This window comes from Methylobacterium sp. Gmos3 (assembly GCF_056430985.1).
This window is the reverse complement of record NZ_JBWJYL010000006.1, coordinates 1-20,301: the sequence shown is the minus strand read 5'-3', so window position 1 is coordinate 20,301 and position 20,301 is coordinate 1. Positions and strand designations below refer to the sequence as shown.

19 protein-coding genes and 1 pseudogene are annotated in these 20,301 nt (G+C 67.2%); 9 read left to right on the top strand and 11 right to left on the bottom strand.

Features of this window, described 5'->3' with window-relative positions; all coding sequences use genetic code 11:
• Window positions 1–76: 76 nt before the first annotated feature.
• From proC to ACS5Q7_RS13195, 6 genes are all read right to left on the bottom strand, one after another.
• Complete coding sequence (gene proC, locus ACS5Q7_RS13220) at window positions 77–880, bottom strand: pyrroline-5-carboxylate reductase (RefSeq protein WP_478340127.1); 804 nt, start codon at window positions 878–880, stop codon at window positions 77–79.
• 14 nt (window positions 881–894) lie between these two features.
• On the bottom strand, window positions 895–1,404 hold the full coding sequence (locus ACS5Q7_RS13215) for a type III secretion system chaperone family protein (protein ID WP_478339780.1): 510 nt from the start codon (window positions 1,402–1,404) through the stop codon (window positions 895–897).
• 281 nt (window positions 1,405–1,685) lie between these two features.
• Window positions 1,686–1,970 carry an accessory factor UbiK family protein gene (locus tag ACS5Q7_RS13210; protein ID WP_478339779.1) on the bottom strand — a complete coding sequence of 95 codons (285 nt, stop codon included), beginning with the start codon at window positions 1,968–1,970 and terminating at the stop codon, window positions 1,686–1,688.
• 174 nt (window positions 1,971–2,144) lie between these two features.
• Entirely contained in the window at window positions 2,145–2,405 is a 261-nt protein-coding gene (locus ACS5Q7_RS13205) for a hypothetical protein (RefSeq protein ID WP_478339778.1), read from the bottom strand.
• A 134-nt stretch (window positions 2,406–2,539) separates the two neighbouring features.
• Entirely contained in the window at window positions 2,540–3,256 is a 717-nt protein-coding gene (locus ACS5Q7_RS13200; protein WP_478339777.1) for a PhoH family protein, read from the bottom strand.
• Between the two features lie 306 nt (window positions 3,257–3,562).
• On the bottom strand, window positions 3,563–5,926 hold the full coding sequence (locus ACS5Q7_RS13195) for an ATP-dependent helicase (RefSeq protein ID WP_478339776.1): 2,364 nt from the start codon (window positions 5,924–5,926) through the stop codon (window positions 3,563–3,565).
• Between the two features lie 107 nt (window positions 5,927–6,033).
• Here ACS5Q7_RS13195 and ACS5Q7_RS13190 point away from each other — a divergent pair, with 107 nt between their 5' ends.
• The 4 genes from ACS5Q7_RS13190 to ACS5Q7_RS13175 all read left to right on the top strand — a co-directional run bounded on the left by ACS5Q7_RS13190 (window position 6,034) and on the right by ACS5Q7_RS13175 (window position 10,639).
• Window positions 6,034–6,291 (top strand): hypothetical protein, encoded by a 258-nt coding sequence (locus ACS5Q7_RS13190; protein WP_478339775.1) that lies wholly within the window; start codon window positions 6,034–6,036, stop codon window positions 6,289–6,291.
• An 85-nt stretch (window positions 6,292–6,376) separates the two neighbouring features.
• Entirely contained in the window at window positions 6,377–9,835 is a 3,459-nt protein-coding gene (locus ACS5Q7_RS13185) for an AsmA family protein (RefSeq protein ID WP_478339774.1), read from the top strand.
• 44 nt (window positions 9,836–9,879) lie between these two features.
• Entirely contained in the window at window positions 9,880–10,185 is a 306-nt protein-coding gene (locus ACS5Q7_RS13180) for a type II toxin-antitoxin system MqsR family toxin (protein WP_478339773.1), read from the top strand.
• 1 nt (window position 10,186) lies between these two features.
• Window positions 10,187–10,639: a type II toxin-antitoxin system MqsA family antitoxin gene (locus tag ACS5Q7_RS13175; protein ID WP_478339772.1), complete on the top strand. Its 453-nt coding sequence runs from the start codon at window positions 10,187–10,189 to the stop codon at window positions 10,637–10,639.
• On the opposite strand, the gene ACS5Q7_RS13170 is transcribed toward ACS5Q7_RS13175, so the two are convergent.
• Window positions 10,603–12,714 (bottom strand): S9 family peptidase, encoded by a 2,112-nt coding sequence (locus tag ACS5Q7_RS13170; protein WP_478339771.1) that lies wholly within the window; start codon window positions 12,712–12,714, stop codon window positions 10,603–10,605. The two genes, ACS5Q7_RS13175 and ACS5Q7_RS13170, sit on opposite strands and share 37 nt — an antisense overlap.
• A gap of 384 nt (window positions 12,715–13,098) precedes the next feature.
• On the opposite strand from ACS5Q7_RS13170, the gene ACS5Q7_RS13165 reads away from it, so the two are divergent.
• The 3 genes from ACS5Q7_RS13165 to ACS5Q7_RS13155 all read left to right on the top strand — a co-directional run bounded on the left by ACS5Q7_RS13165 (window position 13,099) and on the right by ACS5Q7_RS13155 (window position 14,779).
• The gene (locus tag ACS5Q7_RS13165; protein ID WP_478339770.1) at window positions 13,099–13,530 is read left to right on the top strand and encodes a Ros/MucR family transcriptional regulator; all 432 of its coding nucleotides are present in this window, start codon (window positions 13,099–13,101) and stop codon (window positions 13,528–13,530) included.
• A gap of 95 nt (window positions 13,531–13,625) precedes the next feature.
• Window positions 13,626–13,844, top strand: a complete 219-nt coding sequence (locus tag ACS5Q7_RS13160) for a hypothetical protein (RefSeq protein ID WP_478339769.1) — start codon at window positions 13,626–13,628, stop codon at window positions 13,842–13,844.
• A 74-nt stretch (window positions 13,845–13,918) separates the two neighbouring features.
• Window positions 13,919–14,779, top strand: a complete 861-nt coding sequence (locus ACS5Q7_RS13155) for a DUF6456 domain-containing protein (RefSeq protein ID WP_478339768.1) — start codon at window positions 13,919–13,921, stop codon at window positions 14,777–14,779.
• Here ACS5Q7_RS13155 and ACS5Q7_RS13150 read toward each other — a convergent pair.
• The gene (locus ACS5Q7_RS13150; RefSeq protein WP_478339767.1) at window positions 14,776–15,198 is read right to left on the bottom strand and encodes a SufE family protein; all 423 of its coding nucleotides are present in this window, start codon (window positions 15,196–15,198) and stop codon (window positions 14,776–14,778) included. The genes ACS5Q7_RS13155 and ACS5Q7_RS13150 overlap by 4 nt on opposite strands.
• An 8-nt stretch (window positions 15,199–15,206) precedes the next feature.
• Complete coding sequence (locus tag ACS5Q7_RS13145; protein WP_478339766.1) at window positions 15,207–16,271, bottom strand: sensor histidine kinase; 1,065 nt, start codon at window positions 16,269–16,271, stop codon at window positions 15,207–15,209.
• A gap of 214 nt (window positions 16,272–16,485) precedes the next feature.
• Between ACS5Q7_RS13145 and ACS5Q7_RS13140 the strand changes: the two genes are divergently transcribed.
• The gene (locus ACS5Q7_RS13140) at window positions 16,486–17,457 is read left to right on the top strand and encodes an IS1595 family transposase (protein WP_478339765.1); all 972 of its coding nucleotides are present in this window, start codon (window positions 16,486–16,488) and stop codon (window positions 17,455–17,457) included.
• Window positions 17,458–17,499: 42 nt separating this feature from the next.
• On the opposite strand, the gene ACS5Q7_RS13135 is transcribed toward ACS5Q7_RS13140, so the two are convergent.
• Entirely contained in the window at window positions 17,500–18,681 is a 1,182-nt protein-coding gene (locus tag ACS5Q7_RS13135; protein WP_478339764.1) for a hypothetical protein, read from the bottom strand.
• Window positions 18,682–19,386: 705 nt separating this feature from the next.
• Between ACS5Q7_RS13135 and ACS5Q7_RS13130 the strand changes: the two genes are divergently transcribed.
• On the top strand, window positions 19,387–20,238 hold the full coding sequence (locus tag ACS5Q7_RS13130; RefSeq protein WP_478339763.1) for a hypothetical protein: 852 nt from the start codon (window positions 19,387–19,389) through the stop codon (window positions 20,236–20,238).
• Here ACS5Q7_RS13130 and ACS5Q7_RS13125 read toward each other — a convergent pair.
• Window positions 20,195–20,301 (bottom strand): annotated as a pseudogene (locus ACS5Q7_RS13125) (IS630 family transposase); the annotation flags it as partial. The gene ACS5Q7_RS13130 and the pseudogene ACS5Q7_RS13125 sit on opposite strands and share 44 nt — an antisense overlap.

Sequence of the window (20,301 nt, the reverse complement as noted above, 5' to 3'; positions counted from 1 at the left end):
CCTGCATCCCATTTAGGCGCGGATCGGCCCCATGTCAGGGGCGGGCGCGGGATGCCGCAGAAAGAGCGGCCCCGGATCAGCCCGACAATTCGCCCGCGCGGCGCTTGGCGGCGGCCACCGCCCGGCGCATCAGCGGCGCCATCCCGTCCTCGGCCATCAGAACCTGAAGGGCCGCCGCCGTGGTGCCGCCGGGAGACGTCACGGCCTGACGCAGGGCGCCGGCCTCGGTCGGGTCCGCGTCGAGCAGGGCGCCCGCGCCGGCCACCGTCGCCCGCGCCAGCCGCGTCGCCACGTCCGGCGCCAGACCGGCCTCGATCCCGGCCTGGGCCAGGGTCTCGACCATCAGGAAGACATAGGCCGGACCGGAGCCCGACACGGCGGTGACGGCGTCGATCATCGTCTCGTCGTCGAGCCATGCCACCGTGCCGGCAGCCGCGAGCAGCGCATCTGCGCCCGACCGCCCACTCTCGGAGACCTCGCCGTTGGCGAAGGCCCCCGTCGCGCCGTGGCCGATGCTCGCCGGCAGGTTCGGCATCGCCCGCACCACCGCCCGCGCCGCAGGCAGGCGCCCGCGCAGGTCGGCGACGGTCTTGCCGGCCAGCACAGACACGAGGAGGGTGTCCGGCCCGATCAGCCGGTCTATACCGGGTGCCGCGCCGTCGAGCCCCTGGGGCTTGATCGCCAGCACCAGCACGGCGGCCGGCACGGGGTCGGCCGGGTTGAGGGCCACGCCCCGCTCGGCGCAGAGCCGCGCCATGGTCTGCAAGGGCGCCGGGTCGATCACGGTGGCGGCGGCCGGGTCGAGGCCGGCATCGAGCCAGCCCGCCAGCATCGCCCCGCCCATCTTGCCCGCGCCGACCAGCATCAGCGAGGCGGGCATTCCGTTTTCGGCGCTCACGCCTCGCCTTCGGTCTCGAACAGGGCGGCGTCGAGGGATTCGCGGGCGTTCTTGCCTGCCCAGAGCACGAACTGGAACGCCTGATAGTAGCGCTCGCAGGCATCGACCGCGCATTTCATCATGGTCGCGCATTGCGGCTGGGTCGGCACCGCCCCGCCCGCCAGGAGCAGGGAGTGGCGGAACATCACCACATGGTCGCTGGACCAGAGGTCGAAATGGCCGATCCAGAGCTGCTCGTTCACGAGGCCGATCAGCTTCTGGATCTCGGGCCGGCGGCGCTCCGGCACCTTCAGGTCGAAGGCGCAGGCCACGTGCAGGGCCTCCACATCCTCGATCCAGGTGAAGGCCACGTGATAATCAGTCCAGCGGCCGGGGCTGGTCACGGACATCTCGTCCGTTTCCGCCCGGTCGAAGATCCAGTCGCGCAGCGAGGCCAGCCGTTCGACCACGTCGAGCGGGTGCTCGGACCGGTTCGGATCGTAATAGTCGATGTGAAGCAGCGGCATGACGATCCAGGTTGACGGCGCGGATGTACTCCGTGCCGGCGCAAAGACGACGTGACGGGAGGCGCCTCGACGCCCCGAGATCGAGAGTTGTTTGACTGATTGGTCGGTGGACGACGAGAACGACTAGGAAACGTCCGCTCTCATCCTTCCACCGGCCCCGAATCAGTCCATGGCCCAATATAAACCGGGCGCGACTCGCGACACAAAGCCGATTGCAGGATCGGTGAACAGGAAACGGAATCGCCGGAGCGGCTTCCTGTGCAAAACCGTTTCCGCCGGAATCAAGCCCCTTCGCTCAGCCCCGCGACCCCGGCGGCGGCGGAGCCGGCCTTGGCTTCCAGGGCGGCGACGCGGGCGGTCAGGGCCTCGTTCTGGGTGCGGAGCGTGGTGACGAGATCGCGCAGAACGTCGAGCTCCTCGCGGGAGGCCACGTCGAGATCGCGGATCAGCCGTTCGGCCTGGGCGCGCACGACGGTCTCCGCTTCGCGGCGGACGCCCTGGGCGGCACCGGCGGCGTCCGTCATCAGGCGGGCGAGGTCGTCGAACAGGCGGTTGGAGGGGGGCATCGTCCGTCTCCCGGGACGGTCCTCCGGAAGCCGCGCCGGCGGCGCTGGCCGTTCCGGGGACCGCAAGCGCCCCGACATAAGAATCTTGCGGCGCCGGGGCAACGCCGGCCCGGCTCGGTTCGTCGTCGTCTGGGGTGGCGCCCCCCGGTGCATGCCGGAAGGCGCCGAAGCCGATCACATATGGTGGCGCATCATGCGACGGTGCATCATGCGACGCTCCATGTGACGGTGCATCATCCGACGCTCCATGCGACGGTGCATCATCCGGCGCTCCATGCGACGGTGCATCATCCGGCGCTCCATCTGCACCGTCGTGGTCATCGCCTCGGGGGCTGCGATGGCGGTCGGCGAGGCGGGGACGGCAAGGGCGGGGGTCGCCAGCGCCGCGCCGAACAGGGACGCGAAGGCGGCGGCGGTCAGGGTCAGTTTCCTCACGAGGGAGACTCCAATTCTTCCGTTTGCCGGGATGACACCCGGTTTGTCCTCCCGCTGGGGGAGGTTCGGGGAGCTTTCTCGTGCCCGCGAGGGCACGGCGGACCGTTGCCGGTCCGCCGTGAGTAACGGTCAAGTCAGAGATTCGTTTCCTCGAAGGCTGCGACCCATTCGGCGCAGATGCCGGACCGCACGATATCGGCGCGGGTGAACTCCACCACCGGGATCGGCATCATCCGGCTCTTCACGAGGTGGATCACCGTGCGCAGGCCCGAGGTCTCCCGCAGGTCGGTCTGCGACACGTCGCCGTTGATGATGACCTGGCAATCGTCGCCGATGCGGGTCAGGAACATCTTGATCTCGCTGGTGGTGGTGTTCTGCGCCTCGTCGAGGATCACGAGGCAGTTCTTGAAGGTGCGTCCGCGCATCACCTCGAAGGGGACGATCTCGATGTCCCCGGCCTTGAGCGCGATCTCGAAGGCGCCGGCGCCCATCCGCTCCTTCATCGCCTCAGTGAGCGGGGCGACCCAGGGGGCGATCTTCTCTTCAAGGGTTCCGGGGAAGAAGCCGAGCGACCGGCCGGAGGGCACGTTCGGCCGCGTGATCACGACCTTGGCGATGCGGCGCTGGCGGAGCTGGTCGGCGGCGCGGGTTCCGGCGATGAAGGTCTTGCCGGTGCCGGCGGGGCCGAGGACGATCACTTGAGGGGAGCGGCCGAGGGCTTCGAGATACTCGGCCTGTCGGTCTGTGAGGGGTTGGATCGGGCTGAGGTGCCGTTCCTCGTCGAAGCGTGTGCGGTGGAGGCGGGTCGTTCGGTCTTCAACCAATTCAAGGCGTGCGCGGCGTCTCTTCATGGGTCAACACTCCAACGGGGCTGGCCTATCTGGACGTGTACCTGAACCGACGTAATCTACGTACTCCTGCTACTTTCAAGCATAGCGATGAGCCAATTCTTGTCACTCATCGAAGTTCCGGGGCATCGAAGGTTGCCTGTGGAGAGTAAACCATTTCACCCCCGGAACGGAGCCGGCGAAGCAACCGACACACCAAAATCGGCCGCGCGCCAGATTTGTTCGCCGGGTGTGACTCACGGGTGACGGTTTTGGGCCGGGGGCGCAGAAAGGCGAATCAGGCGGTTCGCCGTGTCCCGGCGGACACGCTCAGGCGGGCTGGATGAAGCTGTCGAGGACCATCTTCCGCCCCGCCTTGTCGAAATCGACGGTGAGCTTGTTGCCGTCGATCGCCGCGACCTCGCCGGGGCCGAACTTGGTGTGGAACACCCGCTGGCCGGTGCTGTAGGCCGACGGGGTGCCCGTCGACTTGGCGATCAGCTCGCCCTCGATCTGCCGGGGACCCGACGAGGCCGTGCCCCGCCGGCCGGGCGAGGCGCCGAAGCCGCGCCCGCCGGTATTGGCATTCGTGCGCTCCTGCGCCCGCTGCCAGCCCGGCGTGCCGTAGCTCGATCCGAAGGGCTGTGGGTTGCGGTCGAAGCGCGAAGCGCCGGCCGAATAATGGGCGGGGGCGTCCACCACATCCACCGAGGCGGCGGGCAATTCGTCGATGAAGCGCGAGGGAATGGTCGAGGACCACAGCCCGTGGATGCGCCGGTTCACCGCGAAGGAGAGCTTCGCGCGCTTGCGGGCGCGGGTGAGGCCGACATGGGCGAGGCGGCGCTCTTCCTCGAGGCCGGCGCGGCCGCTTTCGTCCAGCGCCCGCTGGTTCGGGAACAGCCCGTCCTCCCAGCCGGGGAGGAACACCGTGTCGAATTCTAGGCCTTTGGCGGCATGGAGCGTCATCAGCGAGACCCTGTCGGCGCCCTCGGCCTCGGAGGCCTCCATCACCAGGGAGACGTGTTCGAGGAAGGCCGCCATGTCGGGGAACTCCTCCATGGAGCGGACGAATTCCTTCAGGTTCTCCAGCCGGCCTGCGGCGTCGGCGGAGCGCTCCTTCTGCCACATCTCGGTGTAGCCGGATTCCTCCAGGATCGTCTGCGCGACCTCGCTGTGCGGCTGGCTCTCCACGAGGCGCGCCCAGCGGGAAAAGCTTTCGGTCAGCGCCCGCAGGGTCTGGCGGACCTTGGGCTTGAGCTCGTCGGTCTCGCACAGGCGGCGGGCGGCGGTGAGCAGCGGCACCCGCTCGGCGCGGCCGTAGCCGTGCAATTGCTGCAAGGTGGCGTCGCCGAGGCCGCGCTTGGGCGTGTTGACGATCCGCTCGAAGGCGAGATCATCGCTGCCGTTCATGGTGACGCGTAGGTAGGCGAGCGCGTCGCGGATCTCGGCCCGCTCGTAGAAGCGCGGGCCGCCGATCACCCGGTAGGGCAGGCCGAGTTGCACGAACCGGTCCTCGATCTCGCGCATCTGCGCCGAGATGCGCACCAGCACCGCGATCTCCGAGAGCGGGTGCTTCTTCACCTGAAGCGACTCGATGGCCTCGGCGAGCAGGCGCGCTTCTTCCTCCGAATCCCAGGCGCCCGTCACCGTCACCGGCTCGCCGGGCTCGTCCTCGGTGCGCAGCGTCTTGCCGAGGCGGCTCTCGTTCTTGGCGATGAGGCCCGAGGCGGCGGCGAGGATGTGGCCCGTCGAACGGTAGTTGCGCTCCAGCCGGACCACGGTGGCGCCGGGGAAGTCGTGCTCGAAGCGCAGGATGTTGTCGACCTCGGCGCCGCGCCAGCCATAGATCGACTGGTCGTCGTCGCCGACGCAGGCCACGTTCTTGCGCTTCTGCGCCAGCAGGCGCAGCCACAGGTACTGGGCGACGTTGGTGTCTTGGTACTCGTCGACGAGGATGTACTTGAAGCGCTCCTGGTAGTTTTCGAGGACGTCCGGGTTCTCGCGCCAGAGCTTGAGGCACAGCAGCAGCAGGTCGCCGAAATCCACCGCGTTGAGGGTCGCGAGGCGGGCCTGATAGGCCGCATAGAGCGCGCCGCCCTTGCCGAAGGCGAAGGAGGTCGCCTCGCCAGGCGGCACCTGTTCCGGCGAGAGGCCGCGGTTCTTCCAGCCGTCGATCGTGTGGGCCAGGGACCGGGCGGGCCAGCGCTTCTCGTCGATGTTCTGGTCGGCCAGCACCTGCTTCATCAGGCGCAGCTGGTCGTCGGTGCCGAGGATGGTGAAGTCCGATTTCAGCCCGACCAGTTCGGCGTGACGGCGCAGGATCTTGGTGCCGATGGCGTGGAACGTGCCGAGCCAGGGCATGCCCTCGCCCGCCGGGCCGATCAGCGTGCCGATCCGCGACTTCATCTCGCGGGCGGCCTTGTTGGTGAAGGTCACGGCCAGGATGTCGAACGGCCGGGCGCGGCCGGTGGAGATCAGGTGGGCGATGCGCGTGGTCAGCACCCGCGTCTTGCCCGTGCCCGCGCCCGCGAGCACGAGGATCGGCCCCTCCGTCGTCTCGACGGCGAGGCGCTGTTCGGGGTTCAACCCATCCAGATAGGAATCCGAATCCCGCCTCAGGGAGCCGAGGGCGCGGGCGGTGATCGAAGCGGAGGGGCCGTCCGCGGTGGGCAGGGCATTCGGGCGGTTCGACATCGCCCCTCACTGGACCAAATCGCGAACGGCGTCGAGGCCGGAACCCCGTCGCCGGCCACCGCTTGACCTGTCAGACGCCCCGAAAACAGACACCGCAAGGTCACGCCATGCGCCGGATCACCGCCCTCGTCGCCCTGTCCATGCCCCTCGCCCTCGCCGCCGCGCCGGCCATGGCGCAGGTGCAGCAGAACAATCCCAACGCCGCCAACGAATCCATGTCGCGGATGAGCACCCAGCGGTCGCAGGAGATCGGCGCCAGCCCGTCGTCCAACAGCGGTGCGACGATGAACCAGCCGCGCAGCGCCCCGACCCCGCCGCCCGTCCCGTCGCCCATCCCCAGGGCTGGCGGCGCCACGGGCCGCTGAGGGCTCGCGCGAGCCCGCCCCCTTCATGCTATAGGCGCGGGCGGGCGGCCCACGGGGGCACGCGGCGAGGTCTGGAACGGGAACGGTGCGTGATCTGCTGACCGCGCTGGCAGGCGCGATCGTCCTCGTCCTGATCGCGGCGCTCGCCATTCCGCCCTTTATCGACTGGACGGCCCACCGGGCCTTCATCGACCGCACCCTGTCGCAATCGCTCGGCGTGCCCGTGCAGAGCCAGGGCACGGTCGAGGTGCGGCTGCTGCCCTCGCCGCGCCTGCGCGTCGACCGGCTGGTCATCGGCGGCCGGGACGGCGTGGCGCTCGATGCGCGCTTCGTGAAGGCCGAGATCGCGCTGGCCCCCCTCCTCAAGGGCGAGGCGCGCTTCACCGAGACGCGGATCGGCCGGGCCGAGATCCGGTTGCCGGTGGGCGAGGGCGAATCGATCCGCCTGCCGCGCGGCCTGCTCGACGGGCTGCGGGCGAAGGATCTCGCCATCGAGAACCTTCAGATCCAGCAATTCCTCGTCACCACGGCGGTGCTCTCCACCGGCCGGACGGACCAGTTCACCGCCGACGACGTGCGGGTGCAGGCGCCCGCGCTCATCGGCCCCTGGCGCGTCGAGGCGACGAGCGGCGGCGTGCCGTTCCGCGCCGTGAGCGGGACGCCCGATCCCGAGGGCCGCCTGCCGGTGAAGATCTCCGGCGGCGGCGACGCCTTTCCGCTGTTCGAGGTGGATGCGAGGTTCGGCCTCGCCCCCGACGAGGCCGACGCGGAGGCGAGCCTCGTGCGCGCCGAGGGCAACGCGCGCCTCGTCGTCGGTCCGCCGAGCCAGGCGGCGGGGGCGTACCTGCCGTTCACCCTCGCCGGAACCTTCAAGTCGCGCGGCACGCAGGTGCGGTTCGATCAGGCGAGCCTGGATGTCGATCCCGGCGGCAAGTCCTTACGCCTCGAAGGCAGCGGCCGGCTCGACCTGCACCAGTGGCGGGCCTCCCTCGCGCTCAAGGCGCGCCGGCTCGATCTCGATGCCTTCCTCACCTCCACCGAGGGTGGGGCGCTGCTGGCGCGCGGCATCCCGCGCGGCGGCTGGGATCTGCCGGTGATGCTCGATTTCGACCTCGCCATGGACAGCGCCGCCTTCGGGGGCGCCGAATGGAGCGACATCGCGATGGCCGGGACGGCGGAACGGGGCGGCGGGCTGCTGCTCCGGCGCCTTGCGGCCACCGCCCCCGGCGAGGCGCGGATCACCGCCAGCGGCGAGATCGAAGGGTCGCCGCTGCAACTCACCGGGCCGGTCTCGCTGCTGGCCAAGCAATCGGACGGGCTCGGGCGTCTGCTGCGCCGCCTCGGCGCCGAGGGGCCGTGGCTGGGCCTCCTCGACGGGCGACCCATCGACCTCTCGGCCGATGTCGCCGCCTCTCCCTCGGACTTCTCCCTGCGCAACCTGCGCGCCGGGTTCGGCACCGCCCGCCTCAGCGGCAATGCCCGCTACGTCGCCCCCGAGAGCGGGGGGCGCGGCCGGTTCGAGGCGCAGCTGCTGGCGAGCGGGCTCGACATCTCCGCCCTGCCGCCCTCCGGCACGGCGCTCTCCGCCCTCCAGACCATGGACCTGAGCCTGACCTTGCAGGCCAGGGACGTGCGCTTCGGCGCGGTCGGCTCCGGCGCGGGCACCATCGCCGCGCGGATCCAGTCCGACGGAAACCGCATCGTGGTCGACAGCCTCGACGTGACGGACTTGGCGGGCGCCAGCGCCAAGCTCTCCGGCTCGATCGCGGCGGACGGCACCGGCCGCATCGCCGGCAAGCTCCAGGCGCCCGCCGCCGCGCCGCTCATCGGGCTGCTCGAACGGGTGTGGTCGGACGAGCTTCAGGCGATCCCCGCCTTCCTGCGCACGGCGCCCCTCGACCTCGCCGTCATCCTCGACCGGGACGCGCCGGAAAGCGGTGTCCTGCGTGTACAGGCCAAGGGCAAGGCGGGCGGCGGCACCCTCGACCTCGCGATCCGCAGCCGCGATGGGCGGTTCGTCGCCGGAAACGGCACGCTCGCCACGCCCCGCGCGGGCGCATGGTTCGGCCGCACCGACATTCCCGGATTGCAGCAGCCGGCGGAACTGCACCTCACCGCCGAGCCGCGCGGTCCGGCCGCCGAACTGCGCCTTCCGAAGGAGCCGCAGGGCACGGGCTTCTCCGTCACCCTCGCCGGCACCGTGGCGGGCGTGAATCTCGCCACCGATCAGCCGATCCTGCTGCCCGCGAAGGGGGCGGCGCCGGAGGGCGGGCGGATCACCCTGCGCGGCGCCGACATCGCGCCGTTCCTGACGCTGGCCGGCGCGGCGCGGCTCGATCCGGGCCCATGGCCCGCCGACCTCACGGCGACCCTGTCGGCGGAGGGGGGCGATCCGCAGGCCGCGATCGCCGGAACGGTCGCGGGCGCGTCCGTCGAGGGCACCCTCATCCGCGCCGGAGACGGTGCCTTGCGCGGCAGCACCCGCCTCGCGCGGCTGTCGCTGCCCCGCCTCGCGGCCGCTTTGCTCATGCCGCAGGAGGGCGGGCGGGCCGCCCCGCTGCCGCCCCGGCCGCAGGGCAGCCTCGACCTCAGCGTCGGAAGCCTCGATCTGGGGCGGGGGCTCGTGGCCTCCGACGCGGCCTTCACCCTCGGCATCGAGCCGGACAGCCTCACCCTCGGCGGGCTGACGGCGCGGCTGGCGGACGGGCGCCTGTCCGGCACCGCGACCCTGGCGCGCCGGGGCGATAGCCTCGCCGTGACGGGGGAGGGGAGCGCGGAAGACCTGTCCCTCGCCGGTCTCTCCGGCGGGCGGGCGCTCACCGGGCGCCTCACCGCCGGGCTGCGCTTCGCGGCGAGCGCGGAGACGCTGCCGGCGCTCGCGGCCAACCTCGCCGGGAGCGGGCGCCTGACGCTGAAGAACCTCGCCATTGCGGGCCTGGATCCCACCGCCCCCGGCCGTGCCCTCGCGGTCGCCACCGAGATGGAGGATCCGCTCCGCGAGGGGCGGCTCGGCGCATTGGTCTCGCAGGAACTCGCCAAGGCGGGAGCGCAGTCTCCGGCGCCGGTCTCGGCGCCCGCCACCATCGTCGGCGGCGTCCTGCGCGCCGGCCCCCTCGATATCGATTTCGGCCCCGCGCGCTGGGCCGGCAGCGTCAGCGAAGACCTTCGCGATGGCCGCCTCGACGCGCGCGGCACCCTCACCGGCGGCGCGGTGCCCCAGGGCTGGCCGGCGGGTCCGCCATCCATCCAGTACGGCCTCACCGGCAGCCTCGCCGACCCGGCGCGGAGCGTCGATGTTGGGCCGCTCTCCACCGGCCTCGCGGCCTTCGTCCTGCAGCGCGAACTGGAGACGCTGGAGCTGAACGAGGCGGACCAGATCGAGCGCCAGCGCCGCCGCGACCGGATCGAGTTCGACAAGTCCCGCGCCGCTGCCCTCAAGGCCTACGCGGACAAGCTCGCCGCCGAGGAGGCCGAGCGCCAGGCCCGCGAACGCAGCGAAGCGCCCGCCCCGGTGGCCCCGGAGCCGGTCTCGCCGCAACCGTAGCGACACATTGATCTGCCACCTTTATGGTGGCAGCGTATCCTGCTATGGAGAAGCGTCGACCGACCTACGACCTCGATGCGGTCAAGCAGGTGCTTGGCGTACGGGAGACGCTGGCGATCACGACCTCCGCGCTGCGCGATGCCACGGCGCTGGGGTTCGACCGGCATGGCATCGCCGCGACGATCGCAGGCCTCGAACGCGCGATGTTCGTGAAGTCGATGACCACCTTCGCCGACCATCGCGTCTGGCAGGACGTTTATCACGCACCCGTCGACGGCCTGATTCTCTATGTGAAGGTTCAGGCAGACGTGGTGACCGAGTTTCGCCTCATGTCGTTCAAGGAGCGGTGAGATGCCCCCGCCGATCCTGCCCGAGACGATGACCTCGCCGGAGACGGGCCTGACGCTCGCGCGCGGCGTGCGCCCCTTCGCGGTGACGTACAAGGGCGAGACGCTCACCGTCGACCTGCCGGGCTATTACCCCGAAGGCGAGGGGGAGGGGGTTCATGTCGGCGATGACATGACCGTCGTGGATGCGGCTCTGCGGACCCTGAAGGAGAGGATCGACGGGCTGCCGAGCCCGGCGACCATCCGCCGGGTCCGGCGCAAGCTGAAACTCTCCCAGCGCGAGGCCGGCACCTTGCTGCGGGTCGGCGAGAACGCGTTCGACAAGTACGAGCGCGGCCTCGTGGAACCGAGCGGGCCGACGATCCAACTCATGCGCGTGCTGGACCGCCACCCCGAACTCGCCGAGGAGCTTCGGCTTTCCTACTCCACCCCCGCCGCCGCCAGGGCGAAGGCGTAGATCAGGGCGACCTCCTCCAGGCGGTCGAAGCGGCCGGCGGCGCCGCCGTGGCCGGCTTCCATGTTGATCTTGAGCAGGATCGGCCCCCCGCCCGTCATCGTCGCGCGCAGACGGGCGACCCACTTCGCCGGCTCCCAATAGGTCACGCGCGGGTCGGTGAGGCCCCCCAGCGCCAGGATCGCCGGATAGGCCTTCGCCTGCACGTTGTCGTAGGGCGAATAGGCGAGGATCGTCTCGAAGGCCGCGACGCTCTCGGCCGGGTTGCCCCATTCGGGCCATTCCGGCGGGGTGAGCGGCAATTCCGCGTCGAGCATCGTGTTCAGCACGTCCACGAAGGGCACGTCCGCGACGATGCCGGCGAAGAGTTCCGGCGCGATGTTGGCCACCGCCCCCATCAGCATTCCGCCCGCCGAGCCGCCATGGGCGACGATGCGCTTCTCCGCCGTGTAGCCGGCCGCGATCAGCGCCCGCGCGCAGGCCACGAAATCCGTGAAGGTGTTCGGCTTCTTCTCGCGCTTGCCGTCGAGGTACCAGCGCCAGCCCTTCTCGGTGCCGCCCCGGACATGGGCGATGGCGTAGACAAAGCCGCGATCCACCAGCGAAAGCAAGTTCGTGCGGAAGGCCGCCGGCATCAGCGTGCCGTAGGAGCCGTAGCCGTAGAGCAGCAGCGGCGCCGAGCCGTCGAGGGCCTGTCCCTTCCGGTGCAGCAGCGAGATCGGCACCTCCTGCCCGTCCTCGGCGGTCGCGAACAGGCGGCGCGTCACGTACTTGTCCGGATCGTGCCCGCTCGGCACCTCCTGGCGCTTGCGCAGGTAGCGCTCGCGGCTGGCACAATCGTAGTCGAAGGTCTCGGCCGGGGTCGTCATGGAGGAATAGACGAAGCGGATCCGCGCCGTCGCGAACTCGCTGCCGGGCTGGAGGCCCAGGGAATAGGCCTCCTCTGCGAAGGCCACCGGGTGCTCCTGCCCGTCGAGCAGGTCGCGCACCACGATGCGCGGCTTCGCGTTCTCGATCTCCAGCCGCACCATGTGGCCGGAGAGCACGTGCAGGTGGCGAATCATCACCCCCGCCCGGTGCGGCACCAGATCCCGCCAGTTCTCCATACCGGGATCGGAGAGCGGCGCGGTGACGACCTTGAAGTCCTCGGCGCCGTCCGCGTTGGTGCGGATGAACAGGCTCTCGCCGTGGTCGTCCACCGAGTAGATCAGCAGCGGCGTCCGGGCTTGGACGAGGATGGCCGGCGTCTCGGGCGCGGCACGTTCGATGAGGCGCACCTCCGAGGTCTCGTGGTCGCTCGCCACGATCGCCAGGAAGCGGCCCGACTGCGTCTTGCCGATATGGACGAAGTAGCCGGCATCAGGCTCGGCGTAGACCGTCTCGTCCTCCGCCTGGGGGTGGCCGAGCCGGTGGAGCATCACCCGCGCCGGGCGGTGGTTGGCGTCGAGGGCGACGTACCAGAACCCGCTGCCGTCCGCCGTCCAGACGGCCTCGCCGGAGGTCGCCTCGATCAGGTCCGGCCCGTCCTCCCCCGTGGCGAGGTCGCGCACGCGGATCGCGTGCAGTTCCGAGCCCTTGGTGTCGGCGCCCCAGGCGAGAAGGGCGTGGTCGTCCGAATGGGAGGCCGAGGCGATCTCGAAGAAGGGGAGCCCCGCGCCCTCCTTGTCGCCGTCGATGAGGATCGTTTCCTCCTCCGGCAGGCCGAGCGGCGCCTCCGGTCGGGTGGGGCGGCGGCAGACCAGGGGGTGCTGCCCGCCATCCCGGTGGCGGGTGTAGTAGGCGAAGGGGCCGTCCGGCTCGGGCACGCCGCTGTCGTCCTCGCGGATGCGGGCGCGCATCTCGGCGACGAGGCGCTTGCGCAGGTCGGCGGTGCCGGCGAGCGCGGCGTCGGTAAAGGCGTTCTCGGCGCGCAGGTAGGCGGCGATGTCCTCCGGCAGCGCGGCGGGGTCCTTCAGCACCGCCTGCCAGTTCGCGGCCTTGAGCCACGCGTAATCGTCCTCGATCACCCGTCCGTGGACGGTGACCTGCGAGGGACGGATCTCGGCGACCGGTGCGTCCCCGCCCTTACCCTTCAGCATCCGTGCCCACTCCGTCCGCGGTTCCAGGGTGCCGGGTGTGCCGTGTGCGGCCGGCGGTGGCAAGCGGGGCGGCCGGCGAGACGAAAAGCAACTGAAGATCGAATTATAGACTGAAATACTACCGCAGGAGAGATTTACCAAGTCAAATACGCAATCGTTGAAGCAATTGATTCGTCAATTTTCCCAAACATGAGTCTTGCGATGCCTTTTTCGATGTCATATCCGAATCAAATGCTGCATGGTGTCGTCGTCTCGAAGTCAGGCTCCGGCTGCATTGAGCACAATAGTCAATGAAAATTCACTCTGCGCGTTAAGAAACTCAGCACGCAACGAGAAAAGACTCGGGCTCATCATTAACCGCCCCTGCGGTAAGGATCTAAGGTCATGAAAAGACAGCAAGTCGCGCTCGACCGGATGCGGATGACCGTCAAGATCGCCACATCCTATGTCGGCAACAAGAATGTCCCGGCGGAAGAGCTCGTCCCGCTGATCGAGCGCATCAATCATGCGCTGGTCGGGGTGGCGACCGGCAAGGTCGTGGCGCCGGCGCTCACCGCTCCCTTGGAGCCAGCGGTGCCGATCAAGAAGTCGGTGACCGACGAATACATCGTCTGCCTGGAGGATGGGCGGAACTTCAAGTCGCTGAAGCGGCACCTACGGGCGAAGTACAACCTCAGCCCCGAGCAGTACCGGGCCAAGTGGGGCCTCCCGCCGGATTATCCGATGGTGGCGCCGAACTACGCCCAGGCCCGCTCCAACCTCGCCAAGGCGATCGGTCTCGGCCAGCCGCGCGGCGGGCTCGGGCAGGCCGCCTGATCCTCCGACCCAGCCCCGGACTCCGGTCCGGGGCAGGGCAACGCTTGCGCGCCCGCCGCGTTGAAGCCGAGCTGACCCAGCGGCGAGGAACGATCATGGCGCGTGATCCCGTAACCGGCGAGGCGAGCCCCGCCGAGGATCTGGAGGCGATCAACGCTCGCCTCGCGGAATGGGCCGCCCGGTCCGCCGCCGACAGCGACGCGCTGGTGGAGCGGTTCGAAGCCATGGGCTACGACATCCGCGGCAAGGACGAGGACGAGATCGCCGAGGTGCTGCGCCACAAGCCGACCCGACCTGTGGACGGCGCGGCCTGAATTCTTGACTTAAGACTATTTTCTGTTAGTGCTTCCCCTTGGCAGTCGATTGAGTCTTGTTGAGGGAACAAACCATGAACAAGCGCACGGAAACCGGAGCCCTCGGGCCGACGCGCCGGGGCGAGAAGCGGCGAGCGGCGCAGGCGAGCGTGATCCTTTCGCGGGATGCCTCGCGCCTGCTGGCGGCCCTCGCCACGCCGGGCGCCGAGGCGCGGCCCGATCCGTTCGACGGCGAGACGCTGATCGTCCGCCGTGACGCGGGCGGGGTCTCCCTCGGCGGTGGTCGCTTCGCCCGGCGCGCCGGGGAGGAACTGCGCGCGGCGGATCTCGCCGCGGCCATGGCGGGCGGGCGCGTGGTGGTGACGGCGCCGGGCCTCGCGCGGCTGCGGCGGGAGCAGGGTGGCGAGGTCGAGCCGTTCCGCAACCAGCATCTCGACGCGGTGCGGGGCAGGGGCCTTCACGAACCGCCGCTGCGCGATGCCGGGGAGAGCCCGCTCGCCTGGATGGCCCGCCGCCGCGACCGCGATGGCCGCCCGATGATCGACCCCGTGGAATACGAGGCGGGCGAGCGCCTGCGCCGGGACATCGCCCAGGCGCTGATGCTGCCGAAGATGGGCGCGGACTGGACCGCCCCCCGCGTCGATGGCGGCGGCGCGCGGGACCCGGCCTCGGGGTCCGACAGCGCGGTGGCGGCGCGCCAGCGGGTGCGCGGGGCGATGGCGGCGGTGGGAACCGACCTGTCCGACCTGCTCCTCGACCTCTGCGGATTCCTGAAGGGGCTGGAGCGGATCGAGGCGGAGCGCCGCTGGCCGGCGCGTTCGGCCAAGGTGGTGGCCCGCATCGCCCTCGCTCGTCTCGCCGAGCATTACGGGTTGCAGCGCGAGGCGCGCGGGCCGGAGCGCGCGCGCACCCGCCTGTGGCGGATGAACGGCTAGGCCGAGAGGCGCACCGAGTCGCGATGGATGCGGTCGGCCATGGCCCGCACGCCGTTCGAGCGCTGGGGCGTCAGGTGCTCGCCGAGGCCGAGCTTGGTGTAGAGGGCGAAGGCATCGGTTTCGGCGGCCTCGCGCGGGGACTTGCCGTCGAACAGGGCGACCATCAGGGCGACGAGGCCGCGCACGATATGGGCGTCGCTGTCGCCCTTCACCCGGAGCTTGGGGGCACCCTCGGCCTCGTCGACGGCGAGGTCGAGCCAGACCTGGCTGGCGCAGCCCTGCACCTTGTTGGCCTCGCTGTGCAGGGCCTCGTCACCGGGGGGCAGCAGGCGGCCCAGCTCGATCAGGTAGCGGTAGCGCTCCTCCCAATCGTCGATGAACTCGAAATTGTCGATGATGGTCGTGATCGGCGGCAGCATGGTCGGACTTAAGGCGCCTCGGGGGCGCGGGGCAAGGGCAGTTCGAGCCGCAGCGGGTCGCTTGGGGTTGCCTCGCCGCTCGCCAGGATCTCGGCCTGCGCGGCATAGGCCGCGATGAGGCGCGGCCCGAGCTTCGGCACGTTCGGTCGGTTTGGCTCGGCCACGTCCCGGACGTTGGAGACGATGGACACGGTGGTTGGCGCATCCGGCGGCGCCTCGATGCCGATAGCGATGGAGCAGGCCACCGTCTCGGCCGTGGCGTCGAGGCATTCGGCCACGATCTCGGCGACGATCATGCCGAGCGCGTTGGCGGTGCGGGGCTCCACGAGACCGTTGCCGCCGCCATTCACCTGCACGCCGATCCGCCCGGCCCGGCGCAATTGCCCGAGGCCGGAGGCGAGGCGGCGCAGGTAGTCGCGCAGGTCGATGGAGGCGATGTGGGGCGCCTCGTGCAAGTGCTGCTGCACGAGCGCGATGGCCCGCACCCGCTGGCCCAGCGCCTCGAAGCTGCCCCGGCAGGCATCGGGAGCGGCGCGGCCATAGAGGCCGATCAGGCTCACCATCACCTGAAGGTTGTTGCGCACCCGGTGGTAGACTTCGGCAAGCAAAGCCTCCTTCTCGGCGAGCGCATGCTCGATATGCTCCTCGGCATGCTTCCGGTCGGTGATGTCGAAGCAGGAGCCGAGATAGCCCAGGAACCGCCCCTCCTCGACGAGGGGGCGGGCCGTGTCGAGAAGCCAGCGGTAGACGCCGTCGTGCCGGCGCAGGCGGAATTCGACGGTGAAGGGCTCCCGCGCCGCCAGCGCCGTCTCGACGATCTTGGCGTGGCGCTCGAAATCCTCGGGGTGCAGGCCCTCGCGCCAGCCCCGCCCGAGCTCGTCCTCCAGGGTGCGCCCGGTGAATTCCAACCAGCACTCATTGTGGTGGACCGCCTGACCATATTGGTCGGAACGCCACAACATGAGAGGGACCACGTCCGCGAATTGGCGAAAGCTGTCGCTCAGGGCCGCCGCGCCCGCATCGTCCGACACCTGGGATCCGCTCCGACCGGCCGATGATGGGGGTTCGCCCATGCTGAACTCTTATGCGCTGTCGGGATGGGTGGCCGATGGAAACGCGCTGGTCAACGTGCCGGGTGTGGTGCCGTTCCGGCATCGCAGGACGGACATGCGCCGCCATCACAGGTTAAAAGACCAAGAGCCTACGATACGATTTTTATCGCAATTATATACGTGACAAAGCAGGTGGGCGGGTGTAAGTTCGGCCAATCGAACGGACTTGCCCGCCATGAACCTCTCCGATCCCCGCTTCCACGACGACACTGCCGCCCGTGAGTGGCTTGAGTCGCGTCGGTGGGCGAACGGCAAGACGTGCCCTCACTGTGGCAATGCCGACCAAGCCGCGATCACCGGCCTCAAGGGCAAGAAGCACCGCCCCGGCGTCTATCAGTGCAACGCCTGCCGCGAGCAGTTCACCGTCACGGTCGGCACCGTCATGGAGCGTTCCAAGATCCCGCTGCATAAGTGGGTGATGGCCACGCACCTGATGGCGTCGAGCAAGAAGGGCGTCTCCGCGCACCAGCTGCACCGTATGCTCGGCATCACCTACAAGACCGCTTGGTTCATGGCGCACCGTCTGCGCGAGGCTATGCGCCCGGCTGACGACGCTGGTCCCATTGGTGGCGAGGGCAAGACCGTTGAGGCCGATGAGACGTACATCGGCAAGACCCAAGAGAGCCGCGTGTCCCCGCACCGCGTTGGCCCCTACACGAAGGGCGGCAGAACCGGCCCGGCTAACAAGCTCGCCGTCGTCTCGCTGGTCGAGCGTGGTGGCTCGGTTCGCTCATTCCATCCGGCGGTCGCCACAAAGCCCGCCGTCATGGACATTGTGAAGGCTAATATCGCTACTGAGACCAAGGTCTACACTGACGAGAGCCGCCTGTATTTCGGTCTCTCGGCTCACTTCGGTGAGCACAGCACCGTCAAGCACTCGCATGGCGAGTATGCCCGTGGCGTCGTCCACACAAACACGATTGAGGGCTACTTCTCGATCTTCAAGCGCGGCATGAAGGGCATCTATCAGCACTGCGCTGAGAAGCACCTGCACCGCTACCTTGCCGAGTTCGATTTCCGTTACAATCACCGCGTCGCGGTCGGATACGGCGATTATGAGCGTTCCTGCCGCCTCGTAGAAGGCATGGCGGGCAAGCGCCTCACCTATCGGCGGACTGACGGCGCCCAACGACACCTACACGGCTGAGAGGTTTCGCCGCCGCTTGTTAAGACGCCGATGAAACCATACTTAATTTGGATCTCTATCAATGAGGAAGAGATCTCTCCTCTTTCGTTTCTGTAGTCTGCCTGATAGCGTAACCACTTCCCCCGCCCTTCGTGGACGATCTCCGGTCCAACCAAGCGGAACCACACAGGTAACTTCTCTTCCCGTATCCGTTTTAATGATAAATGTATCGCTTCTAAAATTGACTTCAACCACTTGGCCGGAAAGCGTTCTTGATTGTTTTTGAGCAATTTTGTAGGCGTCTATAATTCTTTGACCTGCCTCAGAGTCTATCCGGACACGCTCGCGCTGCGAGCCTTCTGCCACGATTTCGACAGTATCAAAAATGCTATCTTGAGATGGTATAAGCCCGATAAGATTTTCAATTGCTTCAATGTATTCACGGGCAAACGCGGCCGGAATGCGTCTTCCGTCCGCTCGATCACCAATAAGGCCGGCAACTTCCAAAAACCTAGCGCGATTTCTATCCAGCCCTTCATTTACACGAGCAAGATCAACATTAGCATTGTCGTGTCGAGCAGAGAACTCAAGGCTTGGTCGACCTATATCGAGCTTAAGGCTAGCCAGCCGCGGCTGCTGGAATGGTATATGAAGCATACGTTCCAACTGACCGACCGACAACGCGTCGCTCGAATTTTCAAGCAAGACCCTTTGTACAATATCTCGCAAGCAAGTGTAAGTGCTCTCGACTAGATTTCTAAAATCAATAAAATTAATATCGCCTGCATGTAGTTTACCTCCAAGAAAATTTATCGATATGAAAGGAGCCTCTGCGCTTCTAAGGGTCAATTGGTCAGGGACAGATCCGAAGTCAGGTCGCAGCCCAGTATTTCTGGTAGGCAACTCAATTTCCGGAATGTCACCGAATGAGCAAACCCAACATCCTCCAACAACTCCACCTTGGCCACGCTGGGCTATCCAACAAGTCGGCATCGCTAGGGCGCCCCTTATTGAAAGATGACCTTCCCTCAGCGCCGAAAGAATTCTCTCGCTTGTTGCGGTTACGATATAGTAGGAGAACTCTTCCTCGTCACTTTCTGCGTATTTATAGCAAATAACAGGCGTGCATAAAAACACCGATGTAAATATTAGCGGCTCGTCGTAATAAAACAATACTTCATTTGCAGCCAACGTTTGTTGGCCGCCCAGATCAATCCGTGCAGTATCGGGGAGCCATGCGGTCATGATACTAAACTTCAGGAGCAAGTATTACAGTAAATCGTTCTGCCAGATTAACATTTACATCTTTCCAAAATGTATGGTGATTTGGTTGATCGTTTTTTGGAGTGTGCATTATACAACCGTCCGCCTCAGTGACGGGGCCTTCCGCGATATGCTGCTTTCGCAAAAACGAACTCGCTTTTCTACCAAATTTCGCATCTTCGATTGAAAGCCAGACTGATAATCCCCAGTAATCGCACACAGTTCTGTCACATTCGGACTGAGGGCGCTCGGCATGAGAAAGGAAATCCCTCTCTGCAACCTGCGCCCGTCTAGCCCCCCGATAAATCAATCCGTTGTGCGCCCGCGCACCTTGGTAGGGGCATCCGGTTGGTGTATCGGGGTGATAGTTTGGCATTGATCCAACCCAAGCGCCTAAACGCATGGCTGGTCTTAGCACTCAACCCTTGGCCTCAATATTCAGCACCGTGACAAAATCGCTGAATATTCCGCCGTGTGGCTTTCTCGCAGCGCCAGAGGTCATAAGCTGATCATCGCTTAGGAGCGTGCCTCTTATCTCGCGGTTCGCCCGTTTCTCGGCGGGGCGCGAGCAGCCGGTCGGCTATCTGGCCCATGCGATCCCAGTCGGGCGGGGTGTCCAGCGCAGCCTTGTCCGCAGCCTCAGGCTGTGGGCTTTTAGATGATCGCTGGTCAGCCGCGCGGTCGGTCATGTCAGATCCCGTCATCTACGCCGTCTTTGATGAAGATGGGCGCCCTCAGGGTTTCTATCCCGAACCGATCTACACACGCGAGAGTGCCCCGCCGGAAGCGGTCGAGATCCCCTACCTCGCTTACATGGAGTTCCTAGAGTTCCAAGGCCAGCGGCGCTGGAACGGCGAAACAATTGAGCCGTACGAGCCTGCCGAAGCGCCGCCATTGCCTCCGCCATCAGCGGAGGAAATTGCCTTGATGGCTGAGACCAAGGCCGTCCATGAGGGCGTGGCAGCCGCTGTCGCGGGCTGGGCCGGTCTAGAAAACGCGCTTGCTCGTCTGCTTGGGGCGGTCATCACCCAACACGGCGGGGCGCTTGGTATGGCGATCTATTACACCCCAAGCGCAACTGAGACGCGACTAAGCATCGTAAGCGAAGCTGTTACGATGACTTGCTCTGCCTACACTTCGGATGATCGTTTCTTTTCCGCGTGGAAGCAGATCAATCAAGCCATCGGAAGGGCAAAGCGTACTAGAAATTATGTCGTTCACGGAAACATATCGACGGTTAAGGAACCTCGCAGGCAAAATGTCAGATTGACTCAGCCCATATTTGATCTTGGCGGCGGTAATCCCGATCTAAAGCGGATGATTGAGAATGCCGAACGCGAAAGGGAAGGCGACGGTAGGTCTCAACTTATTGGGATGTCATCGAATGACATTAAAAATGCTGCCACCAACTTTTGCGAGCTGGCAGAACTGTGCAATCAATTTAGGAACGTTCTGGCCTATCTACAGCGCCCAGATGGGCTAGAGCGGGTCCCGATCAGCTTGAAGCATAAGCATCATCCTCGTAGCCGGCCGCGGTGAAGTAGTTGCGGCACTCCTCGGGCGAGAAGCGCGTGAAGGCTTTGTGGATCGTCTCCCAGAGAT

Excerpts from the sequence above, each read along its gene's own strand:
- ACS5Q7_RS13200 (WP_478339777.1), bottom strand. The coding sequence starts at position 3,256 with ATGAAGAGACGCCGCGCACGCCTTGAATTGGTTGAAGACCGAACGACC.
- ACS5Q7_RS13170 (WP_478339771.1), bottom strand. The coding sequence starts at position 12,714 with ATGCTGAAGGGTAAGGGCGGGGACGCACCGGTCGCCGAGATCCGTCCC.
- ACS5Q7_RS13195 (WP_478339776.1), bottom strand. The coding sequence starts at position 5,926 with ATGTCGAACCGCCCGAATGCCCTGCCCACCGCGGACGGCCCCTCCGCT.
- ACS5Q7_RS13215 (WP_478339780.1), bottom strand. The coding sequence starts at position 1,404 with ATGCCGCTGCTTCACATCGACTATTACGATCCGAACCGGTCCGAGCAC.
- ACS5Q7_RS13210 (WP_478339779.1), bottom strand. The coding sequence starts at position 1,970 with ATGCCCCCCTCCAACCGCCTGTTCGACGACCTCGCCCGCCTGATGACG.
- ACS5Q7_RS13175 (WP_478339772.1), top strand. The coding sequence starts at position 10,187 with ATGCCCCCGCCGATCCTGCCCGAGACGATGACCTCGCCGGAGACGGGC.
- ACS5Q7_RS13155 (WP_478339768.1), top strand. The coding sequence starts at position 13,919 with ATGAACAAGCGCACGGAAACCGGAGCCCTCGGGCCGACGCGCCGGGGC.
- ACS5Q7_RS13150 (WP_478339767.1), bottom strand. The coding sequence starts at position 15,198 with ATGCTGCCGCCGATCACGACCATCATCGACAATTTCGAGTTCATCGAC.
- ACS5Q7_RS13135 (WP_478339764.1), bottom strand. The coding sequence starts at position 18,681 with ATGACCGCATGGCTCCCCGATACTGCACGGATTGATCTGGGCGGCCAA.
- ACS5Q7_RS13160 (WP_478339769.1), top strand. The coding sequence starts at position 13,626 with ATGGCGCGTGATCCCGTAACCGGCGAGGCGAGCCCCGCCGAGGATCTG.
- ACS5Q7_RS13180 (WP_478339773.1), top strand. The coding sequence starts at position 9,880 with ATGGAGAAGCGTCGACCGACCTACGACCTCGATGCGGTCAAGCAGGTG.
- ACS5Q7_RS13140 (WP_478339765.1), top strand. The coding sequence starts at position 16,486 with ATGAACCTCTCCGATCCCCGCTTCCACGACGACACTGCCGCCCGTGAG.
- proC (WP_478340127.1), bottom strand. The coding sequence starts at position 880 with ATGCCCGCCTCGCTGATGCTGGTCGGCGCGGGCAAGATGGGCGGGGCG.
- ACS5Q7_RS13165 (WP_478339770.1), top strand. The coding sequence starts at position 13,099 with ATGAAAAGACAGCAAGTCGCGCTCGACCGGATGCGGATGACCGTCAAG.
- ACS5Q7_RS13145 (WP_478339766.1), bottom strand. The coding sequence starts at position 16,271 with ATGGGCGAACCCCCATCATCGGCCGGTCGGAGCGGATCCCAGGTGTCG.
- ACS5Q7_RS13130 (WP_478339763.1), top strand. The coding sequence starts at position 19,387 with ATGTCAGATCCCGTCATCTACGCCGTCTTTGATGAAGATGGGCGCCCT.
- ACS5Q7_RS13190 (WP_478339775.1), top strand. The coding sequence starts at position 6,034 with ATGCGCCGGATCACCGCCCTCGTCGCCCTGTCCATGCCCCTCGCCCTC.